Raw genomic sequence first — 23,482 nt, forward strand, 5'->3', positions numbered from 1 at the left:
GCTCCGGCCATGATCATCGCCCACGACCTCGGCACGACCGGGAACAAGGCGTCGTTGCACCATGATGACGGTCGCCTGATCGCGGCGGTCACCGTGCCGTACCCGGCGCACTTCGCGGCCGGCGGCGTCGCCGAGCAGGACCCGGCCGACTGGTGGCACGCGGTCGTCACGGCGACCCGGGACCTCCTCGCGCGCACCGGTACCGCCCCCGCCGAGGTCGCGGGGCTCGTGGTGAGCGGTCAGATGATGGGGGCCGTGCTGCTCGACGCCGACGGCGAGCCCGCACGTTCGGCGATCATCTGGGCCGACACCCGCGCCGGCGCCCAGCAGCGCGAGCTTGAGGCGGCGGTCGGTGCCGAGCGCGCGTACGGCATCCTCGGTCATCGTCTCAACCCCACCTACTCGCTGGAGAAGGTCATGTGGGTGCGCGACAACGAGCCCGAGGTCTGGGAGCGGGTGCGCCGGGTGTGCGTCGCGAAGGACTTCATCGTGCTGCGGCTGACCGGGCGCCTCGCCACGGATCGCTCCGACGCCTCGGGCACCAATGCCTACGACCAGCTCGCCGGCACGTGGTCGTCGGAGATCCTCGCCGCCGCGCGGCTCGACCCCGCCCTGTTCCCCGAGATCCTGGACTCGACCCAGGTCGCCGGTCCCCTCACCGCCGCCGCCGCCGACGTGCTCGGGCTGCACACCGGGGTCCAGGTCGTGATGGGCGGCGGCGACGGACCGCTCGCCGCGGTGGGGTCCGGCATCGTGGCTCCGGAGGACGGCGCCTACGTCTGCCTCGGCACGTCCTCGTGGATATCGTTCGCGACCGACGCGCCGCTGCACGATCCCGCGATGCGCACCTTCACGTTCGACAACGTCGTCCCGGCGTCGTTCGTGCCGACCGCGACCATGCAGGCGGGCGGTGCCTCGGTGCAGTGGATCGCCGAAGCCCTCTCCGTCGATCCCGCGCACCCGGAGACGGGCCGCCTCGTCGCCGAAGCCGCGAGCGACGTCGACACCGACGACCTCTACTTCCTCCCCTACCTTCTCGGCGAGCGCTCCCCCCTGTGGGATCCCGACGCCCGCGGCGCGTTCGTCGGCCTCGCCAGGCACCACGGACGGGCCCACCTGATGCGCGCCGTGCTGGAGGGGACGGCGTTCAACCTCCTCACCTGCATCCAGGCGTTCCGGGAGGCCGGCGCGACGATCAACCGCATCGACGCCGTCGGGGGCGGGGCGCAGAGCGACGTCTACCTCGCCGTCCTCGCCGACGTCTGGGGCGTGCCCGTGCGGCGTCGCACCATCGTAGAGGAGGCGAACAGCCTCGGCGCCGCGGTCACGGGGGCCGTCGGCCTCGGCCTCACCGACTTCTCCGCCGCTCGGGCGCTCAGCGAGGTCACGGCGGAGTTCGCGCCGGACCCCTCCCGTCACGCGGTCTACGCCGAACGCCACGCGCGCTTCACCGACGCCTATACGGCTCTCGCGCCGTGGTTCGCCGGGAGGCGGCACTGATGGGCGTCATCCTCGTCACGAGCCGCTCCTTCTCGGACGGCGACCTCGACCTGGTCGCGCGAGCCGCCCAGGCCGGGCACCGGATCCTCCGCGGCCCCGCCCACCACGACCTCGATGAGCTGCGCGTGCTGCTGCACGGTGCCGACGCCTGGATCGCCGGGACCGGACCCGTCACCGACGCGCACCTCGCCGCCGGCCCGAAGCTCAAGGTCGTCGCGCGCTACGGGGTCGGTACCGAAGCGGTGGACCTGGCGGCGGCGCGGGAGCGCGGCATCCCGGTGACGAACACCCCCGGCGCGAACGCCGATGCGGTCGCCGATCACGCGGTCGGCCTCATGCTCGCCGCGCTGCGCACCATCCCGGACGGCGATCGCCGCGTGCGGGCCGGAGACTGGAGCGTGCGCCGCGGACGCGAACTCGGGGCGGCGACCGTCGGCATCGTCGGTTTCGGGCGGATCGGCCAGGGGGTTGCGCGGCGGCTCGGCGGTTTCGGTCCGCGGCTGCTCGCCACCGACCCTTTCCTCCCCGCCGACCTCGTGCGGGACCGCGGCGCCGAGCCCGTCGACCTCGACGCCCTGTTCCGCACCGCCGACGTCATCACGCTGCACGCCCCCGGTGGTCAGCGCCTCGTCGACGCCGATCGCCTCGCCGGTATGCGGCCGGGCACGGTGCTCGTCAACACCGCCCGCGGTGACCTCGTGGACGAGCAGGCCGTCGCCGACGCGCTCCACGACGGCACCCTCGCGGGTTACGCGGCCGACACCCTCGACGGGGACACCGCCGCGCACGACAGCCCTCTGCTCGCCGCAGACCTCACCGACCGCGTGATCGTCACACCGCACCTCGGCGCCCAGACCACCCAGGCCGTCGACAACATGGGGGCGCTGTCCCTCGACGACGTGCTCGCCATCCTGCGTGGCGCCGAGCCCGCGCACCCCGTCCCCGTGTCCGCTCCCGAGGAGACCCGATGACCACCGCCGCGACGTCCTCCGCACCGTCCACCACCGCCGACTACATGGGGTTCGTGGGTGTCACCACCGCCTCGTCGTCGATCATGAAGGTGTTCCCGCTGTGGGCCGACATCCTCGGACTCCCCACGCGGACCCTCGTCGGCCACGACCTGCCGATGGATGCCGACCCCGCCCAGTACCGCGCCCTGGTCGAGCAGATCCGCGACGACCCGCACCACCGCGGCGCGCTCGTCACCACCCACAAGATGAACGTGTACGCGGCGGCGTCCGACCTGTTCGACGAGCTCGACCCGTTCGCGGTGTCCTGCGCCGAGATCTCCAGCATCGCCAAGCGCGGGTCCACGCTGTCCGGCCGCGCGAAGGACCCGATCACGGTCGACCTGGCGCTGCGCGACTTCCTCCCCGCCGACCACTTCGCGCGCACCGGGGCCGAGGTCGTGATCCTGGGTGCGGGCGGCTCCGGCACCGCGCTGAGCTGGGCCCTCGCCGAGCGGGAGGATGCCCCGTCCCTCATCACCGTGACCGCGCGCACGCAGGACAAGCTCGACCACCTGCGCGAGGTGCACCGCCAGCACGGCACCCCCGAGGGGCTGCTCCGCTACGTCGTCACCGAGACGCCGGAGGAGGCCGACGCGCTGGTCGCCGCCGCCCCCGCGGGATCGGTCATCGCGAACGCCACCGGGCTCGGCAAGGACCGCCCGGGCTCCCCGCTGACCGACGCCGTCGCGTTCCCCGAGGGCGCGTACGTGTGGGAGTTCAACTACCGCGGATCGCTGGAGTTCCTGCACCAGGCCGAGGTGCAGGAGGACGACCGCGGTCTGCACGTCGTCGACGGGTGGCGCTACTTCATCCACGGCTGGTCGCAGGTCGTGGCGGACGTGTTCGACCTCGACCTCACGCCCGAGACCGTGGAGCGCCTGGCGGACGCCGCGGAGTCGGTGCGCTGATGCCCGTCGTCCGGACCGTGCTCGGCGACATCGACTCGTCGCAGCTCGGGCGCGTGGACTACCACGAGCACCTCTTCCAGGTGTCGCCGCTGCTGGTCGGAGACGAGCTCGACGACGAGGCCGCGTCCGGCGACGAGGCCGGTCTCCTGCGGATGAGCGGCTTCGAGTCCATGGTCGACGCGACGCCGTTCGGCCTGGCCAGGGATCCCGCCGCCGTCGCCCGCATCAGCGCCGCGACCGGCCTGCACGTGATCGCCACGACGGGACGGCACCGCGAGGCCCACTACGGCCCCGATCATCCGATGCAGGTGTGGGGCGCCGACCGCCTGGCCGCTCTGTTCGTGTCCGACCTCACGCGCGGGATGCCCGCGGACGACGCCGCGGTGTTCGAGACGCCCGACGTGCCTGCGGCCGCAGGGCCCGCCGGCGAGCCCGTCCGCGCCGGAATGCTCAAGGGCGGGGCCGACTATTGGCGCATCAGCCCGTTCGAGCGGACGACGCTGATCGCGGTGGCCGCGGCGCATCGCGAGACCGGAGCCCCCGTCATGGTGCATCTGGAGTTCGGCACCGCGGCCCACGAGGTCCTCGACCTGCTGGCGGCCGAGGGCGTCCCGGCCGAGCGGGTGGTGCTCGCCCACGCTGACCGCGACCCCGATCCCGGCCTGCACGTCTCGCTCGCCGAGCGCGGCGCCCACCTCGGCTACGACGGCTTCGCCCGACCGCGCACCCGGTCCGATGCGGAGCTGCTCGCGCTCACGGTCGCCGTGGTGGAAAGGGGCGCGGGCGACCGGATCCTGCTCGGCGGCGACGTCGCCCGGCGCACGCGATACATCGCCTACGGCGGCATGCCGGGTCTCGCGTACCTCGGCGATCGCTACCTTCCCCGGCTCCGCGAGGCCGTGGGCGACGACGCCGTGCACCGGATGCTCGTGACGACGCCAGCGCGCTTCCTCTCCCTCCAGCCCTGATCAGCCGAACCCGAGGAGCCGTCATGTCCGAACCCACCGTCCTCCACGCCGTCTTCACCGCGCAGCCGGGGGCCGCCGACCGCGTCGCCGCGCTGCTGCGGGACTTCGCCGACGTGGTCCGCGCCGAGGAGGGCAACATCGTGTTCGACGCCCACCGCCTCGTCGACGATCCCGACCGATTCTTCGTCTACGAGGTCTACCGCGACGAGGACGCGTTCCAGGCACACCTGCACGCACCCGCCGGTGTCCCCTTCAACGCCGCCCTGCAGGAACTCATCGTGGAGCCCACCTCGATCCTCACCTTCCTCCGCCCCCTCTGACCCGCCCTCTCTGACCCGTTTCACCTGCACGACCCCGCCACGTCCGCACGACCGATACCCCCTCCCCTCGGTCTCTCTCCCCGTTTCACCTGCACGACCCCGCCACGTCCGCCCGACCCATACCCCCTCCCCGTCGTGCATCGGACCCCCGGTCGTGCATCCGTCCCCCGCCGCCCACCCGTCCCCCGTCGTGCATCCGCCCCGTCGCCCATCCGCCGCGACACCCAGGGCTGAACCGAGACCCGACCCAGACCCCCATCACGCCCCCCATCCGCACGACCCCCGACACGGTCGCACGACCAATCCGGGCGTCTCGTCGTGCACTCGTCTCCCCGTCGTGCATCCGTCCCTTCTCCGGGCACATCCCCGGTCCGGGCACGTCCCCCTTCCGGTCCGTTCCCGACCCGGACCCGGGCCGGGCAGGTCCCCGGTCCGGGCACGTCCCCCTTCCGGTCCGTTCCCGACCCGGACCCGGGTCGTCTGCACGATCCGAACACGGCTGCGCGAGGAAACCGGCGCGCTGATCGTGCAGCCGCCCCGGGATCGTGCAACCGGACCATCCACCGCACCGCCCACCGGCACCGCCGACCGGACCGCCCACCGCACCGCCGACCGGACCGCCCACCGGGACCGAATCCTCCGGCACACGACGAAGCCCCCCACCCGAAGGCGAGGGGCTCCGTCGTGCGGGTCACTCGTAGAGGACCGCGGCGATCTTGTCGTCCTCGATGTTGTTCGCGTCGTACCAGTAGGAGCCCGTGTCGTAGAACTCCTCGATGTCGTCGCCGTTCGCGGCGTCGTACGCCGCCTGCACGACCTGGGCGCCGATGCCGATCGGGTCCTGCGTGATGGCGCCGGCCATGGTGCCGTCCTTGATGGCGTTGATCTGGGCCGCACCGGAGTCGAAGCCGACGATGGTGATCTTGCCCTTCTCGAGGCCGAGCTCGTTCGCGGCGTTCACGACGCCGATCGCGGAGCCCTCGTTGGTGCCGTAGATGCCCTTGAGGTCCGGGTGGGCCGCGATGAGCGTCTTGGCGATGTCGGCCGACTTGAGGTGGTCGCCGTCACCGTACTGGATGTCGACGATCTCGATGTCGGGGTAGTCCGACTCGATCTTCTCGACGAAGCCGTCACGACGCTCGACGCCGGTCGAGTTGATCTGCGAGTGGCCGACGATGGCGACCTCGCCCTCGCCGCCGATCAGCTCGGCCATGTGCTCGGCCGCCAGCGCACCGGCGACCTTGCTGTCGGTGGCGGCGAGGCTCAGGCCCACGTCACCGTTGCAGGGGGCGTCGAAGTAGACGACCGGGATGTCCTTCGACTTCGCCTGCTCGAGCGGGGCGACGCACGCCTCGGGGTCGAGGGCGGCGTAGGCGATGGCATCCGGGTTCTTGTCGATCGCGGCGGTCAGCATCTCGAGCTGCTGCGCGATCTCGGTCTCTGCGGCGGGGCCTTCGAAGGTGATCTTGACGCCGAGCTCCTCGGCCTTCTGCTCTGCGCCCTTCTTGACGGCCTGCCAGAACTGGTGCTGGAAGCCCTTCGAGACGAGGGCGATGTACATCTCACCGTCGCCGCTGCCGGTGTCGCCACCCGAGCCCTCTTCGATCACGTCGCCGCCGCCGGCACAGCCGGCGAACACGAGCGCGGATGCGGCCACGAGTGCCGCGAATGCGGTCTTCTTGCCGAATTTCATGGAAACTCCGTTGTTCTGTGTGGGTGCCGGCCAGGACCGGCGGGTGGACATTCGTGGTGCCTGTGCGGAGGGTTCCGCGGGGTCCGGCCGGGGCCGGGGACGGCGGCGGGCACGGGTTTCGCCGCCGCCGTGTCTCAGGTCCGCTGGCGGTTGCGCAGCGAGTCGAGGAAGACGGCGAGCAGGACGACGACGCCGACGACGATGTTCTGCCACTCCGGCTGGATCGACATGATCCGCAGGCCGTTGACGAGAACGCTCATGATCAGCGCGCCGATCACGGTGCCGAGGATCGAGCCGCGTCCGCCGAGCAGCGAGGTGCCGCCGATGATCACGGCCGCGATGGCCTGCAGCTCGTATCCGGTGCCGATCTGCGGCTGGGCCGAGTCGAGGCGAGCCGCGATCACGATGCCCGCGATGCCGGTGAAGGCGCCGGCGAACATGTAGATGAGGATCGTCCAGCGGCGCGTGTTGACGCCGGAGAGCCGGGTGGCCTCCTCGTTCGAGCCGATCGCGAACGTGTACCGGCCGAGCAGCGTCTTCGACAGCACGAGCCAGGCGACGATCGCGAGGGCGGCGGTGATGAGCACCGCGTTGGGGATGCCGGGGATGAGCACGCCGAGGGCGATCTTCTTGAAGTCGGGAGCCGAGGTCGAGAAGTAGATCGGCGCGACGTTGGAGATCACGAGCGCGAGGCCGCCGGCGATCATCATCATGGCCAGCGTCGCGATGAACGGAGGCAGCCGCAGGAAGGTGATGTTCACGCCGTTCACGAGCCCCATGAGCACGCCGGTCGCGATGCCGCCGAGTACACCCACCCACACGGGCAGGCCCATGTTGGTGATGAGCACGCCGGTCATCACGGCGCAGAGCGCCATGCCGGTACCGATGGACAGGTCGATGCCGCCGGTGATGATGACGAACGTCGTACCGAGGGCGAGGATGCCGATGACCGCGGTCGACAGCAGCACCGTGGCGATGTTGCTGAAGGTGAAGAAGTTCGGGCTGGCGATCGAGAAGAAGATCACGAGGACGATCAGGGTGCCGAACGCGAGGGACTGCTGGAACTGCCGCTTGAGGAATCCCGCGACGTCGCGCTTGTCGGTGTCCTCGTTGACGGCCGTCTGGATGATCGTCGTCGTCGACGATCCGGACTGCTGTGGGGTGCTCATCAGTCTTCCTCCCCGTGGGCTGCGAGTTGCATGATCTTCTCCTGGCTGGCTTCCTCGTTGCGGAGCGTCCCGGTGATGCGTCCGTTCGCGAACACGGCGATGCGGTTCGCGACGCGGAGGATCTCGGGGAGCTCCGACGAGATGACGATGATGGACTTGCCCGCGTCGGCGAGCTGCTGCATGAGGCGGTAGATCTCCTCCTTCGCGCCGACGTCGATACCTCGCGTCGGTTCGTCGAAGATGAGGACGTCGCAGTCGCGCATCAGCCACCGGGCGATGACGACCTTCTGCTGGTTCCCGCCGGAGAGGAGCTTGACGACCTGGTTGACCGACGGGGTCTTGATCCGGAGCTGCTGGACGTACTCCTTCGTGCGGTTCTTCGCCTTGCTGTCGCCCATCCAGCCGATGCCGTTGGCGTAGGAGCCGAGGGAGGCCAGCACGGTGTTGAACGTGACGTCCTGTTCGAGCATGAGGCCGAGCAACTTGCGGTCCTCGGAGAGGTAGCCGACGCCGTGCTTGACCGCGTCCGCGGGCTGGGCGATGCGCGCCGCGCGACCGCCGATCGTGATCGTGCCGGCGTCGCGGTGATCGGCACCGATGACGGCACGGGCGGTCTCGGTGCGTCCGGCGCCCATGAGGCCGGCGAACCCGAGGATCTCTCCCTTGTGGAGCTGGAAGGACACGTCCTTCAGGAGCTTTCGCGTGGACAGCCCCTGGACGTCGAGCACGATCGGGTCGTTGAGGTGCTCGCGCGCCTGCGGCCGGGTGCCTTCGTCGATCACGCGGCCGACCATCATCTCGATGATCGTCGGGATCGTGATCTCGGACTTGTCGAGTGATCCGATGTATGTGCCGTCGCGGAGCACGGTCACGCGGTCGGCGAGGCGTCGCAGCTCATCCATGCGGTGCGAGATGTAGACGATGCCGGTGCCGCGGGCCCTGAGCTGATCGATGAGCACGAACAGGGTCTCGACCTCGCTGTCGGTGAGGGCCGAGGTCGGCTCGTCCATGATGAGGACCTTGGCGTTGAAGGACAGCGCCTTGGCGATCTCGACCATCTGCTGCTCGGCCACCGTGAGGTCTCCCACGCGCTGTCGCGGGTCGAGGTGGATGTCGAGGCGCTGCAACAGCTCGGCCGTCTGGCGGTTGAGCTTGCGCTCGGACAGGAACGGGCCGGCGGTGGGCTCCCGCCCGACGTAGATGTTCTGCGCGACGGTGAGGTCGGGCATGAGGTTGAGTTCCTGGTGGATGATCGTGATTCCCAGCTCCTGCGCCTGCAGTGGGCTGGTGAGCTCGACCTCCTGACCCTCGAACGTGATCGTGCCCTCGTCCTTGGTGTAGATCCCGGAGAGGATCTTCATCAGGGTGGACTTGCCGGCGCCGTTCTCGCCCACGAGCACGAGCACCTCACCGGCACGGACCTCGAGATGCACGTCCTTCAGCGCCTGGACACCGGGGAACCCTTTGCTGATCCCCTCGACCCTGAGGATGGGTCCACTCATGCGCTCACCTGCTTCCTTGAAGGTTCTGTCGCGATTCCGGCGGACCGTTCCGCCGTAAACATCGGATCAATTCTGCGACCTGCACCCGGGTCAGTGCAAGTTGTACCTAAATGTATCTAACGATCGGCGGCGAGGGAAGACCTGTAATAACATCTTGATCTCGACCGCCCGACTCCGCCCTCAGTGGAGCCGTATCGAGTCCACCGCGACGAGCTTGTCGCGGATGTAGGCATTCGCGTGAGCGCCCAGCTCGTCGTTGTCCGTCCAGAGGTTCCGCCAGATGCCGAGCATCCGGCTGAGATCCGGAGCGACCACCGCCGAGGAGAACGACTCGAACACGATCGGGCCGTCATAGCCGATGCGCCCGAGGGCCTTGAAGAACGCGTCGAAGTCGACCGTCCCGGTGCCGAGATAACCGCGGTGGCTCTCGCCGATGTGCACGTACCGGAGCGCCGGAGCCGCATCCAGCACCGGCGCGAACATGCCCGACTCCTCGATGTTCATGTGGTACGTGTCGAGGTGGATCCCGAGGTTCGGACGGTCGACCTCACCGACGTACGCGAGCGCCTGCCGTGCGGTGTTCAGCACGTTGGTCTCGTAGCGGTTGACGACCTCGAGCGCGACCGAGACGCCGCGTTCGGCGGCGTGGTCCGCCACCCGCGCGATGGTGCGACGGCTCGATACCAGGCCTTCGGGCGTCACCGGGTCCATGTACTTCTTCATGGCGCTGTAGATCACGCCGCAGAAGTGGCTGCCGCCCAGCTCGGCGAGCACGTCGACCGCGCGGAGCAGGAGCGCTTCACCCGCGGCGACCACGGCGGGGTCGCCACTCGTGACGTCGGTCTCGTCGGAGAGCCCGAGCGAGGCGCTGACGGCGAGCCCGTGTTCGGCGAGAGCGGCCTTCGCAGCCTCGACATCGAAGGAGAACGGATCCATGAGCGGGAACTCGATGAGGTCGAAGCCCGCCCGCTTCGTCTTCTCCACCGCGAGCCGGATACCGTCCGCGTCGAAGGTCCCCGTCCAGACGAGTCCGTGGCAGCCGATGTTCATGAACGCTCCTCCGGCGGGTGTCCGGCACCGTCGCCGCGCGGACTTGGCACGTTACAAGTCCGGTGTGAGAGTCACGCTACGTCGCCGATGAAGAGAGGTCAAGAACTTTCTTGGCACGTTACAAGTCCTCCGCTAGCCTGGCGTCATCCGATTCGATGACGAGGAGTTCCATGCCCGCGAGCGTGAAGGACGTCGCCGCCCTCGCGGGGGTCTCCCCGTCGACCGTCTCGAACTACCTCAACCACCCCCACGTCCTCGGCGCCGCCAGCCGTGAACGCGTGCGCGCCGCGATCGACGAGCTCGGCTTCGTACCGAACGAATCGGCGCGCCAGCTCCGCGCCGGGTCGAGCAAGGCCCTCGCCCTCATCCTCCTCGACGCCTGGCTGCCGTATTTCAACGACCTCTCGCGCGGCGTCGACGACGTGGCCCGCGAGGGCGGCTGGTCCCTCTTCTTCAGCGACAGCGCCCGCGACGCCGCCCGCGAGGAACAGAACATCGACATGTTCGAGGCGCACCGGGTGCAGGGCATCGTCATCTATCCGCGCGGCGACGTCGTGTCGCGGCTGGAACAGCTCGCGACACGCGGCATCCGCTCCGTCGTCGTCGGTCCCATCCGCGATTCGCCGTCCGTCGCCTCGATCACCTTCGACGACCGCGGCGGAGGACGGTCGGCCGGCGAGCACCTGCTCACCCTCGGCCGGCGCCGCATCCTGTTCCTCGGAGCCCCGGCCGTGAGCCAGTCGAACGACCGTCTCGCCGGTCTGCGCGACGCGGTGGCGGGGACCGGCGCGCACGTCTCCGTCATCGACGTGGAGCACCTCACGACCGAGGACGGACTCCGCGCGGGGGCACACCTCGCGGAGCTCCCCGTGGGCCGGCGCCCCGACGCGATCTTCGCCGCGAACGACGGAGTCGCTCTCGGCGTGCTGACGCAACTGCTCCGCCACGGCATCAGGGTGCCGGAGGAGATCGCGCTCATCGGGTTCGACGACGTGGCCGCCGCGCACCAGGGCGTCGTGCCGCTGACGAGCGTCCGCCAGCCGGGCTACGAGATCGGCCGGGCCGCCGGCGCCGCGCTGCTGCAACTCCTCGCCGCCCCCACGGCCCCGCCGCCGGCCCCCACCCCGTTCCCTGCGGAGCTCATCGTGCGGGAGTCCACCGTCGGGCGCTGATCCCGTGGTTCACAACTCAGGAGAAGCGCATACCTCCGTGTCGAAATGGCCCCTCCGACCGCTCGCGCGCCGCAGACTCCGGAGTTGTGGACGGCGTCAGGCGGAGGGGTGGCCGACCACGCCCTTCCGCAGCAGCGCATTGCCGTACTTGCGCGTCTCCCCGGTGCGCACCATCAGGTACGCCTCCTTCGCGACGTCGTAGTACGCGAAGCGCTCGACGAAGCGGGTCGTGTCGAGCTCCGTGCCCGCGGCGGCCATCAGCTCGCGCTGCACCTCCAGGACCTCGCCGTCGGCCGAGGTCATGAGGTCGATCCCCGGCGCGTCGTCGAGGGGCAGCACACTCCGGATGGCCGCGACGACCTCCGGCGTCGTCGTACCGGGAAGGTCGACCACACGCGCACCGAGACCCCACGCCGGGAAGTGCGCGTCGGCGACGACCACGGCGTCGGAGTGCCCCATCCGGTCGAGATGCAGCAGCAGCTCCCCGGTCAGCAGCGGGTGGATTCCTTCGAGCACGGCGGCTCCTCTCGGTCGGGAGGCGGTCAGGACGCGGGGATCAGGCCCTCGGCTGCGAGGTTCGCCCACAGCGCCGGAGGGACCTCCAGGGCAGCGTACTCGGCGTTCTGCCGGAGCTGCGCCGGGCGGCTGCCGCCGACGACGACCGACCGGACGACGTCGGACTGCAACGGGAACTGGATGGCGGCGGCGGGAAGCGGCACGTCGTGATCGGCGCACACCGCGGCGATGCGCACGAGCCGGTCCCACAGCTCGTCCGGGAGCTGTCCGTACTCGTAACGGCCGTCACGCCGCGGCTCGTTCGCCGCGAGCAGTCCGGAGTTGAACACCGACGCCGCCACGATCCCGGTCCCGGTCGCGCGGCACGCGGGCAGCACGTCGACCGCGGCGGGCTGCTCCAGCAGCGTGTAGCGGCCGGCCACCATCACGAGGTCGAGGTCGGCGGAGCGCACCGACGCCGCGAGCGCTTCGGAGACCATCGAGCCGATGCCGATCGCGGTCACCTCGCCGTCCGCGCGCAGCTGCTCCAGGGCGGGAAGGGCCTCGGCGAGCGCGAGGTCGAGGGCGTGCCGCTCCGGGTCGTGCAGGTAGAGGAGGTCGATGCGCTCGATGCCGAGCCGTTCGCGGGACTCCTCCAGGCTCGTCCGGATGCCGTCGGCCGAGAAGTCCCACACGCGCTGGAGGTCGTCCGGCACGTGGAAGTCATTGGCGGTGTCGAGGCCGCCGTCGTGGTCGGGGTTCGGGCGCAGCAGCCGACCGACCTTGGTCGAGAGCACGTACTCGTCGCGCGGCTTGGTCTGCAGGAAGGCTCCGAGACGCCGTTCGGAGAGGCCGAGGCCGTAGTGCGGAGCCGTGTCGTAGAAGCGGATGCCGCTGTCCCACGCCGCGTCGAGCACGGCCCAGGCGTCGTCGTCGGACAGCGCGCGGAACAGGTTGCCGACGTTCGCGGCGCCATAGCCGAGCGACGGGACGGTCAGGCGATCAGACGGTGACATGCGCACCCGTCCAGGTGTACTCCACGATGCTGTCGGCCTTCATCTCCATGCCGGTGCCCGGCGCGGTCGGGGCCCTGTACGAACCACCCTGGATGTCGGTCGGCACGACGAAGTGCTCGTGCAGGTGGTCGACGAACTCGATGAGGCGGCCCTCGCGGGTGCCGGAGACGGCGACGAAGTCGAACATCGACAGGTGCTGCACGGCCTCGCACAGCCCGACACCGCCCGCGTGCGGGCACACCGGTACGTCGAACTTCGCCGCGAGCAGCAGGTTCGCGATGTTCTCGTTGACGCCAGCGACGCGGACGGCATCGATCTGCATGACCGAGATCGCGCCCGCCTGCAGGAGCTGCTTGAAGATCATGCGGTTCTGCGCGTGCTCACCGGTGGCGACGCGGATGGGGGCGACGCCGCGCGCGATCTCGGCATGGCCGAGGATGTCGTCGGGGCTCGTGGGTTCCTCGATCCAGGCGGGGTGGAATTCGGCGAGCGCGTTCACCCACTCGATCGCCTCCGACACCTCCCAGCGCTGGTTCGCGTCGATCGCGATGGGGAAGTCCGGTCCGCACACCTCCCGAGCCTTGCGGAAGCGGCGGATGTCGTCTTGGAGGTCGGCGCCCACCTTGAGCTTGATCTGGGTGAAGCCGTCCGCCATCGCCTCGCGGGCGAGGCGTTCGAGCTTCTCGTCGGAGTAGCCGAGCCAGCCGGGGCTGGTGGTGTAACCGGGGTAGCCGGTGGCGAGGAGCTCCTGCTCGCGCTCGGCCCGGCCGGGCTCGGCGGCACGCAGGATCGTCAGCGCCTCGTCACGGGTGAGAGCGTTGGTGAGGTAGCGGAAGTCGACGAGGTCGACCAGCTCTTCGGGGGTCATCCGGGCGAGGAGCTGCCAGAGCGGCAGGCCGGCGCGCTTGGCCTTGATGTCCCACAGTGCGTTGATGACGGCGCCGATGGCCATGTGCATGACGCCCTTCTCGGGGCCGAGCCAACGCAGTTGCGAGTCGCCGATGATCTCGCGGAACGTGCCGCCCATGTCATCGAGCAGCGGCTCGATCTCGCGTCCGACGAGGTGCCCGGCGAGCGCGTCGATCGCGGCGACCTGCACGTCGTTGCCGCGTCCGATCGTGAACACGAAGGCGTGGCCCTCGATACCGTCCTCGGCATCCGTGCGCACGATGACGTAGGCGGCGGAGTAGTCGGGGTCCGGGTTCATCGCGTCGGAGCCGTCCAGGCTCAGCGATGTCGGAAAGCGAATGTCGGTGGTGTCGAGGGCGACGATACGGCTCACGGGGTTCCTCTCCCTGCGCGGGTCGTTCTTCCACGCGGATCCCTTGGAGTGTAAACATCCGATGTCTATACTGTCAACGAGACCGGCCGCTGAGCAGCGGCCTCCCGAACGATCAGGAGAATCATGAAGTTCGCGCGGCTCGGCACCCCGGGGGCGGAGATCCCCGTCCTCCTGGAGGGTGACCGCTACCTCGACCTCCGCCCGGTGACATCCGATGTCAACGGCGACTTCCTTGCGGGAGACTTCGTCGCCCGTGTCGCCGCCGCCCGCGACGCCGGGGAGCTCCCCGAGCTGCCGGATGCCGCGGCGATGCGCATCGGCGCCCCGATCGCCCGCCCAAGCGCGGTCATCTGCATCGGCATGAACTACGCCGCCCACGCGGCGGAGTCGGGGTCGGAGCCGCCGACCATCCCCATCATCTTCCTCAAGACGCCCAACACGGTCGTCGGCCCGAACGACGCCGTGACCATCCCGCGCGGGAGCGAGAAGACGGACTGGGAGGTCGAGCTCGGCATCGTGATCGGCTCCCGCACCGCATACCTCGACTCCCCGGAAGAGTCGATGGCGCACGTGGCCGGCTTCGTCGCCGCGAACGACGTGTCCGAGCGCGACTTCCAGATGGCGGTCTCCGGCGGGCAGTGGTCGAAGGGAAAGATCGCGTTCGGCTTCAACCCCACCGGCCCGTGGCTGGTCACCCCTGACGAGGTGGACCACCAGGCGCTCGGTCTCCGCAGCTTCGTGAACGGCGAGCCGCGACAGGACTCGAACACGAGCGACATGATCTTCACGGTCGAGCAGATCGTGCACCACCTGTCCCAGTACGTGACGCTCGAGCCCGGTGACCTGATCCTCACCGGCACCCCGCAGGGCGTGGCCCTGTCCGGCAAGTACCCCTACCTGGCCGCGGGCGATGTGGTCGAGATCGAGATCGACGGCCTCGGGCGCCAGCGCCAGGACTTCATCGCATGGGAGGCAGAGAAGTGACCGTTCCGCAGAGTCAGGAATCGATCGCCGGTGGCACGGACGGACTCGTCGCCATCGTGACCGGAGGAGCGTCCGGGATCGGTGCGGCCATCGCGCACCGTCTGCACGACGACGGCGTCACCGTCGCCGTCCTCGACCGCGGCACGACCAACGCCGACGGGCGCTTCGCCGCGTTCACCGCCGACGTCTCCGACCGCGCAAGCGTGGAGGCCGCGGTCGCCGCCGTCGCCGAGCGCTTCGGGCGCATCGACATCGTCGTCAACAACGCCGGCATCGGTGCGCAGGGTGACATCGCGGCAAACGACGACGACGAGTGGGCCCGCGTCCTCTCCATCAACGTCACGGGCATCGCGCGTGTGACCACGGCCGCACTTCCGTGGTTGCGGAAGTCTCCCGCGGCCGCGGTGTGCAACACGGCCTCGATCGCCTCGACCACCGGGCTCCCCCAGCGGGCCCTGTACTCCGCGTCGAAGGGGGCCGTGTCGGCTCTGACCCGCGCGATGGCCGCCGACCACCTGCGGGAAGGCATCCGCGTCAACGCCGTCAACCCCGGCACCGCGGACACGCCCTGGGTCGGACGACTGCTCGACTCCGCGGCCGACCCCGCCGCGGAACGTGCAGCACTGGAGGCACGGCAGCCGCATGGACGGCTCGTGAGCCCGGACGAGGTCGCCGCGGCCGTGGCCTACCTCGTGAGCCCTGCCGCGGGTTCGACCACCGGCACCTTCATCGAGGTCGACGGGGGTATGGCGCAGCTCCGCCTCCGCCCCGAGTGACCCCGATCCACCCGGAACGGCCCGGTGCCTCCCCGCGAGGCCCCGGGCCGTTCCCACTCCCCCGTCCCCTCCCCCGGTCGCGTCCCCGCCCCCTCCCCGCCCGGTCCTCGTCCCCGCCCCCCGGTTGCCGGATCAATACCGCTCCCCCGCCCCTCCCCGCACGCCCCCTTTTTCATCCCGCAGCCCGTGCCGCTCGCCCCCCGCCACCCGGTCGGGATGAGATTCGCCCCTCCGCCCCGCCCCGCACGCCCCTTTCCTATCCCGCGAGCACCTCGGCCTACCTCCCGCGCGCAGGATCACAACCGCTCCTCCGACCCGCCCCGCAGGCCCGTTTTCCATCCCGCATGCTTTTTGCTCCCGCGCGGCCTTCGGCCCACCTCCCGCGCGGGGGATCGGTACCGCTCCTCCATCCCGCCCGGCGGGGGCCCCATGTGCACCCGCACCCCGGTATCCATGCGGGGAGATCAGAATCGCTCCCCAACTCCGCCGCACTGGACCCTTTCCCACCCCGCACCACGAGGCGCTCCGCGGGGACGGCTGTGAGCGGCTTCCGGTACGACGGTGAGCGGCACAGCGCCCACTCGGCTCGGGATCGAAGAGGGGCCGGCGCGGGCCGCCGGAGGTGGCATATTGCACCCGCCCGGGCGGGGCGGGGGAGGGGAGGGGGAAAGGGGAAGAAGGGGGAAGGGGTTAGAGGGCGTAGAAGGAGGTGGCGGTGCCGTGGAAGAGGGCGTCGTGATCGATGCCGCGGGACGTGGCCCAGGTCGCGACCGCGTCGGCCCAGCGGCCGCGGGCGGACCGCTGATACGCCGGAGAGCCGTCCGCACGCGCCTGCGGGTCGCCCGACTCCGCGGGGCCGATCACCGACACGGGCCAGTCACTCCCCCACATCAGGCGCTCGGGACCGAAGACGTCCGCCGCGGTGTCCAGGAACGGTTCGAGCTGCCCGAGGCTCCAGTCCCCTCCGGCCTCCGCCGGCAGACCCGACACCTTGCAGAACACCTCCGGGTGCCGCGCGAGTTCGGCGAGGTCGCGTTCCCACTCCACAGAGGGCGCGAGCGGGGCTGAAGCCGTACCCACCTCCGGCTTGCCCAGGTGGTCGAGCACGATCCGCAGCTCGGGGATCGCGCCGGACAGTCGTGCGAGGTCGGGAAGCTGCGCGGCTCGGACGCAGGCGTCGAAGGTCCACCCGTGTGCCGCGACCTCCCGGGCCCCGGAGATGAAGGCCGACGACAGCATCACGCTGTCCGCCTCTCCCTGCAGGAGGTGGCGCACGCCGACGACGAGGGGTTCCGCGGTCAGGCTCTCCAGGTGCACCGTCGTGTCGGTGCCACGGTCGAGCCGAGCGCCGGCGACGATGCCGACCACCCCGAGCCGCTCCGCCTGCGCGCCCACCCACCGCACCTCGGGGAGGAAGTCGCCCTCGACGGTCTCGGCCTGCACGAACACCGCCCGCTCGGCGGAGGCTCGGTCGATCCGCACCTGCTCCAGCTCGGCCTCGGCGAAGCGCCCCGCGAGCGGCCCCTCGAGCCACGTGTACTCGAGGGCCTCCGGGTCCCACAGGTGCAGGTGCGAGTCGAGGATGCGCATGCCCCCATCCTGCCGCAGACATCGGATGTTGTGCGAGGATGAGCGCCATGGCTGTCACGGACGAGGCGATCGAGAAGATCAAGGCGATGATCGTGTCGGGTGAACTCGCCCCCGGCGATCGCCTGCCCCCGGAGAAGGAGCTGTCCGAGCGCCTGGGCCTCTCCCGCAACTCGATGCGCGAGGCGGTCAAGGCGCTGGAGGTCATCCGCGTGCTGGATGTGCGTCGCGGTGACGGCACCTACGTCACGAGCCTGGAGCCCCACCTGCTGCTGGAGGCGATCGCCTTCGTCGTGGACATGCACGACGACGACTCGATGCTGGAGATGTTCGCCGTCCGCCGGATGCTGGAGTCCCAGGCCACCGGCCTCGCGGCCACGCTCGGCACGGACGAGGCGATCGCCGCGCTGAAGGACGAGGTGGAGGCGGTCGACGCATCCGTCGGCATCGAGGAGCTCGTCGACCACGACATCCGCTTCCACCGCGAGATCGTTGGCATGGCGGGCAACGCCTACCTCGCGAGCCTCATCGAGCACCTCAGCAGCCAGACGGTCCGCGCACGGGTGTGGCGAGGGCTCACCGAGGGCGGCGCCGTGGAGCGCACCCTGTCGGAGCACCGCGCCATCGCGGACGCCATCGCCCAGCGCGACTCGGCGCTGGCGACCTCGCTCGCCACGGCCCACATCGCCGGTGTCGAGCGGTGGCTGCGGCAGGCCGCGTCGGCCTGAGTCGTCAGGCTCCGAGGCGCCCCATGGCGGCGTCGAACTCCGCGGCGGAGCTGTCGCTCACCTCGTGAAACAGCGCCTGCTCGAGCACGTCGGGGGCGGCGGTGAAGTAGGGCACACCCGCCGCGCGCAGCCCGGTGATGTCGTCGGCCGAGCGCAGGGATGCGGCGAGGACGTTCGCCTCGCTGCCCGCGCACATCTCCTGCATCCGGGCGATGAGGGCGTCGCCGTCCATGCCCGCGTCCCGCATCCGGCCCAGATACGGCGCGATGTAGTGGGCGCCCATCGAAGCGCACGCGAGCGCCTGAGCGACCGAGTAGACCGCCGTGACGAGCACCGTGGCCCCGTCACGGACCAGGGCGGACGCGGCGGCGAAGCCGGCCGCCGTGGCCGGAACCTTCACCGCCACCCGGTCACCGAGCGCACGGATGCCCTCCGCGTTCCGGAGGAAGGAAGCGGCGTCGCCGCCCCAGGTCTGGAAGAACACCTCGCGGGCCCCCTCGTCCACCCAGCGCGCGTAGAGGTCGGGGATCTCCGCTGCCGTCCGTCCACCGCGCTCGAGGATCGTCGGGTTCGTCGTGACGCCGTACACGACCCCCGCTGCCAGGAGGCGCGAGACGCGATCGGTGTCGGCGCTGTCGACGTACAGGCGGGGCGCGATCGCGGTCATCGGGGTCTCCTCGCGGGCAACCTGTCGTTACAGGTGGGGATTCGGCTAATGTAATGACAGCTTCCGCGCCTTGTCAAAGACCGGGAGCCCCGCGCTGTCGAGGAGGATCAGGAGCGAGATGACACCCGCACACCCCGGCGACCGCTCCGGCGTCGTCATCGTCGGCAGCGTGACGGCCGACGTCACGACCTTCTCCCAGCGACTTCCGGCCCGCGGCGAGACGATCCTCGGCGACGAGTTCACGCTCATGCTCGGCGGCAAGGGCGCCAACCAGGCCGTCGCGGCCGGACGCTCGGGCGCGCGGACGAGTTTCGTCGGCTGTGTCGGCGACGACCTGTTCCACGACCTCGTGGTCGACGGGCTCACGGCCGCCGGGGTCGATCTCGCGCACCTGCGAACGGTGCCGGGCCCCACCGGCATCGCGCACATCCGTGTCGACGCCTCCGCGCAGAACGACATCGTGATGGTCCCGCTCGCCAACGCCGCCCTCAGCACGGAGCAGATCGACGAAGCCCTCGCGGCCCTGGCGCCGACGACCTCCGTCCTGCTCACTCAGCTCGAGACGCCGTCCGCCCTGACCGCGCACATCACGGCCCGCGGGCGAGAACACGGCATGACCGTGATCCTCGATCCGGCACCGGCAGCGGAGCTGACACCGGAGATCTGGCGCAGCATCGACATCGTCACCCCGAACGAGACCGAGGCATCGCTCATCAGCGGCGTCGAGGTGACCGACGCGGCCTCCGCCGAACGCGCCGGGCGTTGGTTCCTGGAGCAGGGCGTCGGCGCCGCAGTCGTCACCCTGGCCGGGCAAGGGTCGTGCGTGGTGACCTCCGAGGGCGCAACGGTCGTCCCGCCGTTCCCCGTGGAGGCCGTCGATACCACCGCCGCGGGCGACGCCTACGCCGGCTACCTCGGCGCCGCCCTGGCGAGCGGGGCCGCGCTCACCGACGCGGTCCGGCTGGCGACGGCCGCGGGCGCCCTCACCGTCACGAAGCAGGGGGCCTCGCCGAGCCTCCCCCATCGCGCCGACGTCGAGGCCTTCCTCGTCGAGCGCACCGCGGCCTCCGTCGCGAACTGAACCAGGAGCACACGATGCGCAAGACCTCGACCACGATCAATCCCGCGCTCTCCCGGGTCATCAGCGAGACCGGACACACGGATCTGATCGTCGTGACCGATGCCGGGCTGCCGATCCCCCCGGGCTCCGAGCGCATCGACCTCGCCTACCGTCCCGGCGCGCCCACGTTCCTCGACGTGCTCGACACCGTGCTCGCGGAACTCGTGGTCGAGGGGGCGACGGTGTCGGCCGAGGTCGCCGAGAAGAGCCCGGAGGTGCTCGACGCCCTGCGCGAGCGCTTCGCCGACGCGGGTTTCGAGATCGAGCTCGTCCCGCACGTCGAGTTCAAGCAGCGCACGCAGGCGGCCCGCGCGTTCGTGCGCTCCGGGGAGTTCACCCCGTACGCGAACGTGATCCTGCACGCGGGGGTGGCGTACTGATGGCCATCGTCGACGACGCGATCGACCGCCACAGCGCGGCGCCCATGTACGACCAGCTCCGGCAGCTCATCATCGACGGCATCGCCCGCGACGGGCTCCAGCCGGGCGATCCCCTTCCCGGCGAGCACCGGCTGTGCGAGCGCTACGGCATCTCCCGCACGGTCGTGCGGCAGGCGCTCGCCCAGCTCGAGCACGAGGGTCTCGTCGAGCGCGTCAAGGGCAAGGGCACCTTCGTCTCCCGGCCGCGCACGAGCGAGAGTCTCGTCCACACGCTCGTCGGACTGTACGACGACGTGGAGCGTCGCGGCGGCCACGTGCACAGCGACGTCCTGCGGCACGAGCAGACCGTCGCGGACGAGGAGGTCGCGCTCGCTCTGGAGGTTCCGGTCGGGTCGCCCGTGATCGCCTTGGAGCGACTCCGGCACGTGGACGGCGAGCCCTGGTCGCTCTCGACCACGTGGATGCCGGAGGCGGTGGGGGCGGTCACGCTCGGCGCCGACCTCACCGAGGCGTCGCTGTACCGGCTGCTCGCCGAGCACGGCATCGTCGCAACGCACGGTGTCCGCTCCGCCGAGGCGACGGTCGCCACGCACGAGCAGGCGCAGCACCTCGGCGTGAGCGCCGGCTCCGCCCTTCTCCGCCTCCGCAGCATCAGCCGCAGCGACGACGGACTGCCGATCGAGTACTTCATCGCCTACCACCGCGGCGACCGCTCACGCTTCGAATTCCAGTTGCGGCAGGAGCAGTCCCAGGCGTCGTTGATGCACGTGGACGGATCCGGCGGGGCCTCCCCCGCTGGCACGGTGGGCTGACGGCGGCCCCGGTACGCTCGAGAGCATGAGCGACTGGACCAGCACCGCGATCGCCCTGCTGGAAGCCGATGCCAACCGCAGCGCCGACACCCACCTGCACCTCTTCCCGCTGCCTCCGGAGTGGGGCATCGACTTGTACCTCAAGGACGAGTCGGTGCACCCGACCGGCTCGCTCAAGCACCGCCTCGCGCGCTCCCTCCTCCTCTACGGGCTGGTGAACGGCCGCATCCACGAGGACACGACGCTCGTGGAGTCGTCGAGCGGGTCGACCGCGGTGTCGGAGGCGTACTTCGCCCGGATGCTGGGGCTGAAATTCATCACCGTCGTCCCGCGGTCGACCGTGCAGGAGAAGATCGACCTCATCGAGTTCTACGGCGGGACCTGCCACTTCGTGGACCGCGCAGAGGACATGTCGCCGGAAGCGCAGCGCCTCGCGTCGGACTGTCACGGCCACTATCTCGACCAGTTCACCTTCGCGGAGCGGGCGACCGACTGGCGCGGCAACAACAACATCGCCGACAGCGTCTTCGGCCAGCTCTCCCAGGAGCGGCACCCGATCCCCCGGTGGATCGTCACGGGCGCCGGCACCGGGGGTACCAGCGCGACCTTCGGCCGTTACGTGAAGTACCGCCGCCACGACACCCGGATCGCGGTCGTCGACCCCGAGGGTTCGGCCTTCTACGACGGCTGGGCGGGCACGGTCGACCCGCCCGCCGGACGCCCGAGCCGCATCGAAGGCATCGGGCGGCCGCGGGTCGAGGCCTCGTTCGTGCCGTCCGTGATCGACGAGATGATCCAGGTGCCGGACGCGGGCTCCATCGCCGCGATCCGCCTGCTCCGCGAGCGCACCCTGCACTGGGCGGGCGGGTCCACCGGCACGAACCTCTACGGCGCGTTCCAGCTCATCGCGCGGATGCGTGCCGCGGGCGAGACCGGCAGCGTCGTGACGCTGATCTGCGACAGCGGTGTGCGCTACGCCAACACGTACTACTCCGACGAATGGGTCGCGCAACAGGGCTGGGACCTCGCCCCGCACCGCGCCCGCCTCGACGCGTTCCTCGAAACCGGGGTCTGGGCGGGCTGACGCTCGCGGTGCCGGGTCAGCCGAGTTCCCCGGAGCCGTAGGGTCGCACCGGCTGCTGCCTCTGGAACTCGTACTCCCCGCCCTGGCGCCCGCCGAACGGACGACCGTGGTCGGCGAACTCCTCCCGGTAGTAGGCGAGGCGCCACGTGCCCAACTCGATCCGCGAGCCGGTGCGGAGGATCCGCGCGCCGTCCGAGCCGTGCGGGAGGTTGGGCCACCCGCCGCCGGTGGGGGCGTGCGGGTACAGCACGTACTCGTCGTCCTCGTTGTGCCGAATCTCCGCGTGCACCGCTTCGAGCCCCTCCAGCCGCAGGTCGGCATCGGGGCTGGAGCCGATCACCGTCCGGTCGGGCAGCAGGTCGAACTCGCGCGGGCGGCTGCGGTCCCAGTCGCCGGAGCCGACGGAGAAGATCAGGCGGGGGCGACCGGAGCCGGGAAGGTAGTGTGTGGTCGTCACACGGCGTCGGGCGTGGCGCACCACGGTGGGCACGAGCGGGAACAGCGTGCCGGGAGGGACCGAGAGCAGCGACCCGCCACCGCGGTCGCGGCGCTGCCGTTCGGTGAGCAGCGTCGCGAGGGCGCCCAGCCGGATGTGCGGCGACCCGGCGACCGCACGACCGATGGGTCCCGACCGCACGTCGCCGAACTCCGCCAGGGTACCTCGCGGTCCCTCCACCCGCACCCGGATGCCGCGGCGCGCGAGGCCGTCCGCGACAGGGGCGAGCTGCGTGAGGTCACGGCGGCCCATACCCCCGAGTGCGGACGTCTCGGCGAACGTGATGACGACTTCACGGCCCGCCGCGCGCACCGTGAACCGCGCGGGGATGTCGTCGTCCGGGCCTTGGTGCTCGACCTCCAGGTCGATGTCGAGGCGGATCATGGCCGTTTCCGCTCAGGCCGCGTGCGGTCCGTCGGTGGCACGGTCGCTCGTGGTCACTCTCAGGGTGCCGTTGAACTTCCAGATCGCTCGGGGCGCGTCAGGGCCGATGTCGCGGGGAACCTCGACGGTCATGTCCTCGAAGGTGTAGTTCACCGCCGCCCCTCGGCCCGTCAGGTATGCCCACATCTCCCGGCCGAGGTCGGTCCAGTCGGTGATGGATGCGCCGGTCGGGCCGGTGGATGACGAGAACAGTTCGGCGGGTTCGTTCGTGTCGCTCATGGCGTGCTCCTTTGCCGGGTCCATGTGTGTGAATGAGAGTATGCGCGCGGTTCCGGCCGATGTCCATCGAATTCTGGGCACCGCCCAAAAAGGCGGGGAC

Annotated in this window: 24 protein-coding genes; 13 read left to right on the forward strand and 11 right to left on the reverse strand. The window is 70.6% G+C overall.

Annotated features, from left to right (window positions below; translation table 11 throughout):
* The first annotated feature begins 9 nt into the window (after positions 1-9).
* From xylB to FY549_RS02640, 5 genes are read left to right on the forward strand one after another with little or no spacing between them, the layout of a single operon-like run.
* On the forward strand, positions 10-1,500 hold the full coding sequence (gene xylB / locus FY549_RS02620) for a xylulokinase (protein WP_149083703.1): 1,491 nt from the start codon (positions 10-12) through the stop codon (positions 1,498-1,500).
* Positions 1,500-2,471: a phosphoglycerate dehydrogenase gene (locus tag FY549_RS02625; RefSeq protein WP_149083704.1), complete on the forward strand. Its 972-nt coding sequence runs from the start codon at positions 1,500-1,502 to the stop codon at positions 2,469-2,471. The genes xylB and FY549_RS02625 overlap by 1 nt, the downstream gene beginning before the upstream one ends.
* Positions 2,468-3,418 (forward strand): shikimate dehydrogenase family protein, encoded by a 951-nt coding sequence (locus tag FY549_RS02630; RefSeq protein ID WP_149083705.1) that lies wholly within the window; start codon positions 2,468-2,470, stop codon positions 3,416-3,418. Before FY549_RS02625 ends, FY549_RS02630 begins: the two co-directional genes overlap by 4 nt.
* Complete coding sequence (locus FY549_RS02635) at positions 3,418-4,386, forward strand: phosphotriesterase (RefSeq protein WP_149083706.1); 969 nt, start codon at positions 3,418-3,420, stop codon at positions 4,384-4,386. The genes FY549_RS02630 and FY549_RS02635 overlap by 1 nt, the downstream gene beginning before the upstream one ends.
* 23 nt (positions 4,387-4,409) lie before the next feature.
* Positions 4,410-4,706: a putative quinol monooxygenase gene (locus tag FY549_RS02640; protein ID WP_149083707.1), complete on the forward strand. Its 297-nt coding sequence runs from the start codon at positions 4,410-4,412 to the stop codon at positions 4,704-4,706.
* Positions 4,707-5,397: 691 nt separating this feature from the next.
* Here FY549_RS02640 and FY549_RS02645 read toward each other — a convergent pair.
* From FY549_RS02645 to FY549_RS02660, 4 genes are all read right to left on the reverse strand, one after another.
* Entirely contained in the window at positions 5,398-6,399 is a 1,002-nt protein-coding gene (locus FY549_RS02645) for an ABC transporter substrate-binding protein (RefSeq protein ID WP_149083708.1), read from the reverse strand.
* 134 nt (positions 6,400-6,533) lie between these two features.
* A complete protein-coding gene (locus tag FY549_RS02650; protein WP_174521432.1) occupies positions 6,534-7,568 on the reverse strand; it encodes an ABC transporter permease in 1,035 nt (344 codons plus the stop codon).
* Entirely contained in the window at positions 7,568-9,070 is a 1,503-nt protein-coding gene (locus FY549_RS02655; protein WP_149083709.1) for a sugar ABC transporter ATP-binding protein, read from the reverse strand. Before FY549_RS02655 ends, FY549_RS02650 begins: the two co-directional genes overlap by 1 nt.
* Before the next feature lie 180 nt (positions 9,071-9,250).
* Positions 9,251-10,120 (reverse strand): sugar phosphate isomerase/epimerase family protein, encoded by an 870-nt coding sequence (locus FY549_RS02660; RefSeq protein ID WP_149083710.1) that lies wholly within the window; start codon positions 10,118-10,120, stop codon positions 9,251-9,253.
* A 170-nt stretch (positions 10,121-10,290) separates the two neighbouring features.
* Here FY549_RS02660 and FY549_RS02665 point away from each other — a divergent pair, with 170 nt between their 5' ends.
* The gene (locus FY549_RS02665) at positions 10,291-11,292 is read left to right on the forward strand and encodes a LacI family DNA-binding transcriptional regulator (RefSeq protein WP_149083711.1); all 1,002 of its coding nucleotides are present in this window, start codon (positions 10,291-10,293) and stop codon (positions 11,290-11,292) included.
* Positions 11,293-11,388: 96 nt separating this feature from the next.
* Here FY549_RS02665 and FY549_RS02670 read toward each other — a convergent pair whose 3' ends face one another.
* From FY549_RS02670 to FY549_RS02680, 3 genes are read right to left on the reverse strand one after another with little or no spacing between them, the layout of a single operon-like run.
* On the reverse strand, positions 11,389-11,808 hold the full coding sequence (locus FY549_RS02670; RefSeq protein WP_149083712.1) for an RbsD/FucU family protein: 420 nt from the start codon (positions 11,806-11,808) through the stop codon (positions 11,389-11,391).
* A 26-nt stretch (positions 11,809-11,834) separates the two neighbouring features.
* On the reverse strand, positions 11,835-12,803 hold the full coding sequence (locus tag FY549_RS02675; RefSeq protein WP_149083713.1) for an aldo/keto reductase: 969 nt from the start codon (positions 12,801-12,803) through the stop codon (positions 11,835-11,837).
* Positions 12,790-14,085 carry an L-fuconate dehydratase gene (locus FY549_RS02680; RefSeq protein ID WP_149083714.1) on the reverse strand — a complete coding sequence of 432 codons (1,296 nt, stop codon included), beginning with the start codon at positions 14,083-14,085 and terminating at the stop codon, positions 12,790-12,792. The genes FY549_RS02675 and FY549_RS02680 overlap by 14 nt, the downstream gene beginning before the upstream one ends.
* Before the next feature lie 123 nt (positions 14,086-14,208).
* On the opposite strand from FY549_RS02680, the gene FY549_RS02685 reads away from it, so the two are divergent.
* Positions 14,209-15,069, forward strand: coding sequence for a fumarylacetoacetate hydrolase family protein (locus FY549_RS02685; protein WP_149083715.1), 861 nt, complete (start codon positions 14,209-14,211; stop codon positions 15,067-15,069).
* On the forward strand, positions 15,051-15,845 hold the full coding sequence (locus FY549_RS02690) for an SDR family NAD(P)-dependent oxidoreductase (RefSeq protein WP_149083716.1): 795 nt from the start codon (positions 15,051-15,053) through the stop codon (positions 15,843-15,845). The genes FY549_RS02685 and FY549_RS02690 overlap by 19 nt, the downstream gene beginning before the upstream one ends.
* A gap of 690 nt (positions 15,846-16,535) precedes the next feature.
* Here the strand turns inward: FY549_RS02690 and FY549_RS02695 are convergent.
* On the reverse strand, positions 16,536-17,435 hold the full coding sequence (locus FY549_RS02695; RefSeq protein WP_149083717.1) for an amidohydrolase family protein: 900 nt from the start codon (positions 17,433-17,435) through the stop codon (positions 16,536-16,538).
* A gap of 47 nt (positions 17,436-17,482) precedes the next feature.
* Here FY549_RS02695 and FY549_RS02700 point away from each other — a divergent pair, with 47 nt between their 5' ends.
* On the forward strand, positions 17,483-18,160 hold the full coding sequence (locus FY549_RS02700; protein WP_149083718.1) for a FadR/GntR family transcriptional regulator: 678 nt from the start codon (positions 17,483-17,485) through the stop codon (positions 18,158-18,160).
* Positions 18,161-18,164: 4 nt separating this feature from the next.
* On the opposite strand, the gene FY549_RS02705 is transcribed toward FY549_RS02700, so the two are convergent.
* On the reverse strand, positions 18,165-18,827 hold the full coding sequence (locus FY549_RS02705) for a transaldolase family protein (protein ID WP_149083719.1): 663 nt from the start codon (positions 18,825-18,827) through the stop codon (positions 18,165-18,167).
* Between the two features lie 118 nt (positions 18,828-18,945).
* Between FY549_RS02705 and FY549_RS02710 the strand changes: the two genes are divergently transcribed.
* The 4 genes from FY549_RS02710 to FY549_RS02725 are packed head-to-tail and all read left to right on the forward strand — an operon-like array spanning position 18,946 to position 22,223.
* Positions 18,946-19,908, forward strand: a complete 963-nt coding sequence (locus FY549_RS02710) for a ribokinase (protein ID WP_149083720.1) — start codon at positions 18,946-18,948, stop codon at positions 19,906-19,908.
* Between the two features lie 14 nt (positions 19,909-19,922).
* Positions 19,923-20,327, forward strand: coding sequence for a D-ribose pyranase (gene rbsD / locus FY549_RS02715; protein WP_149083721.1), 405 nt, complete (start codon positions 19,923-19,925; stop codon positions 20,325-20,327).
* Positions 20,327-21,139, forward strand: a complete 813-nt coding sequence (locus FY549_RS02720) for a GntR family transcriptional regulator (protein WP_149083722.1) — start codon at positions 20,327-20,329, stop codon at positions 21,137-21,139. The genes rbsD and FY549_RS02720 overlap by 1 nt, the downstream gene beginning before the upstream one ends.
* A 25-nt stretch (positions 21,140-21,164) precedes the next feature.
* The gene (locus FY549_RS02725; protein WP_149083723.1) at positions 21,165-22,223 is read left to right on the forward strand and encodes a PLP-dependent cysteine synthase family protein; all 1,059 of its coding nucleotides are present in this window, start codon (positions 21,165-21,167) and stop codon (positions 22,221-22,223) included.
* A gap of 16 nt (positions 22,224-22,239) precedes the next feature.
* On the opposite strand, the gene FY549_RS02730 is transcribed toward FY549_RS02725, so the two are convergent.
* Both FY549_RS02730 and FY549_RS02735 read right to left on the reverse strand, forming a co-directional pair.
* Positions 22,240-23,103 carry an FHA domain-containing protein gene (locus FY549_RS02730; RefSeq protein WP_149083724.1) on the reverse strand — a complete coding sequence of 288 codons (864 nt, stop codon included), beginning with the start codon at positions 23,101-23,103 and terminating at the stop codon, positions 22,240-22,242.
* Positions 23,104-23,115: 12 nt separating this feature from the next.
* Positions 23,116-23,382 carry a hypothetical protein gene (locus FY549_RS02735; protein WP_149083725.1) on the reverse strand — a complete coding sequence of 89 codons (267 nt, stop codon included), beginning with the start codon at positions 23,380-23,382 and terminating at the stop codon, positions 23,116-23,118.
* Positions 23,383-23,482: the final 100 nt, after the last annotated feature.

This window comes from Microbacterium sp. 1S1, from assembly GCF_008271365.1.
Taxonomy (GTDB): Bacteria; Actinomycetota; Actinomycetes; order Actinomycetales; family Microbacteriaceae; genus Microbacterium.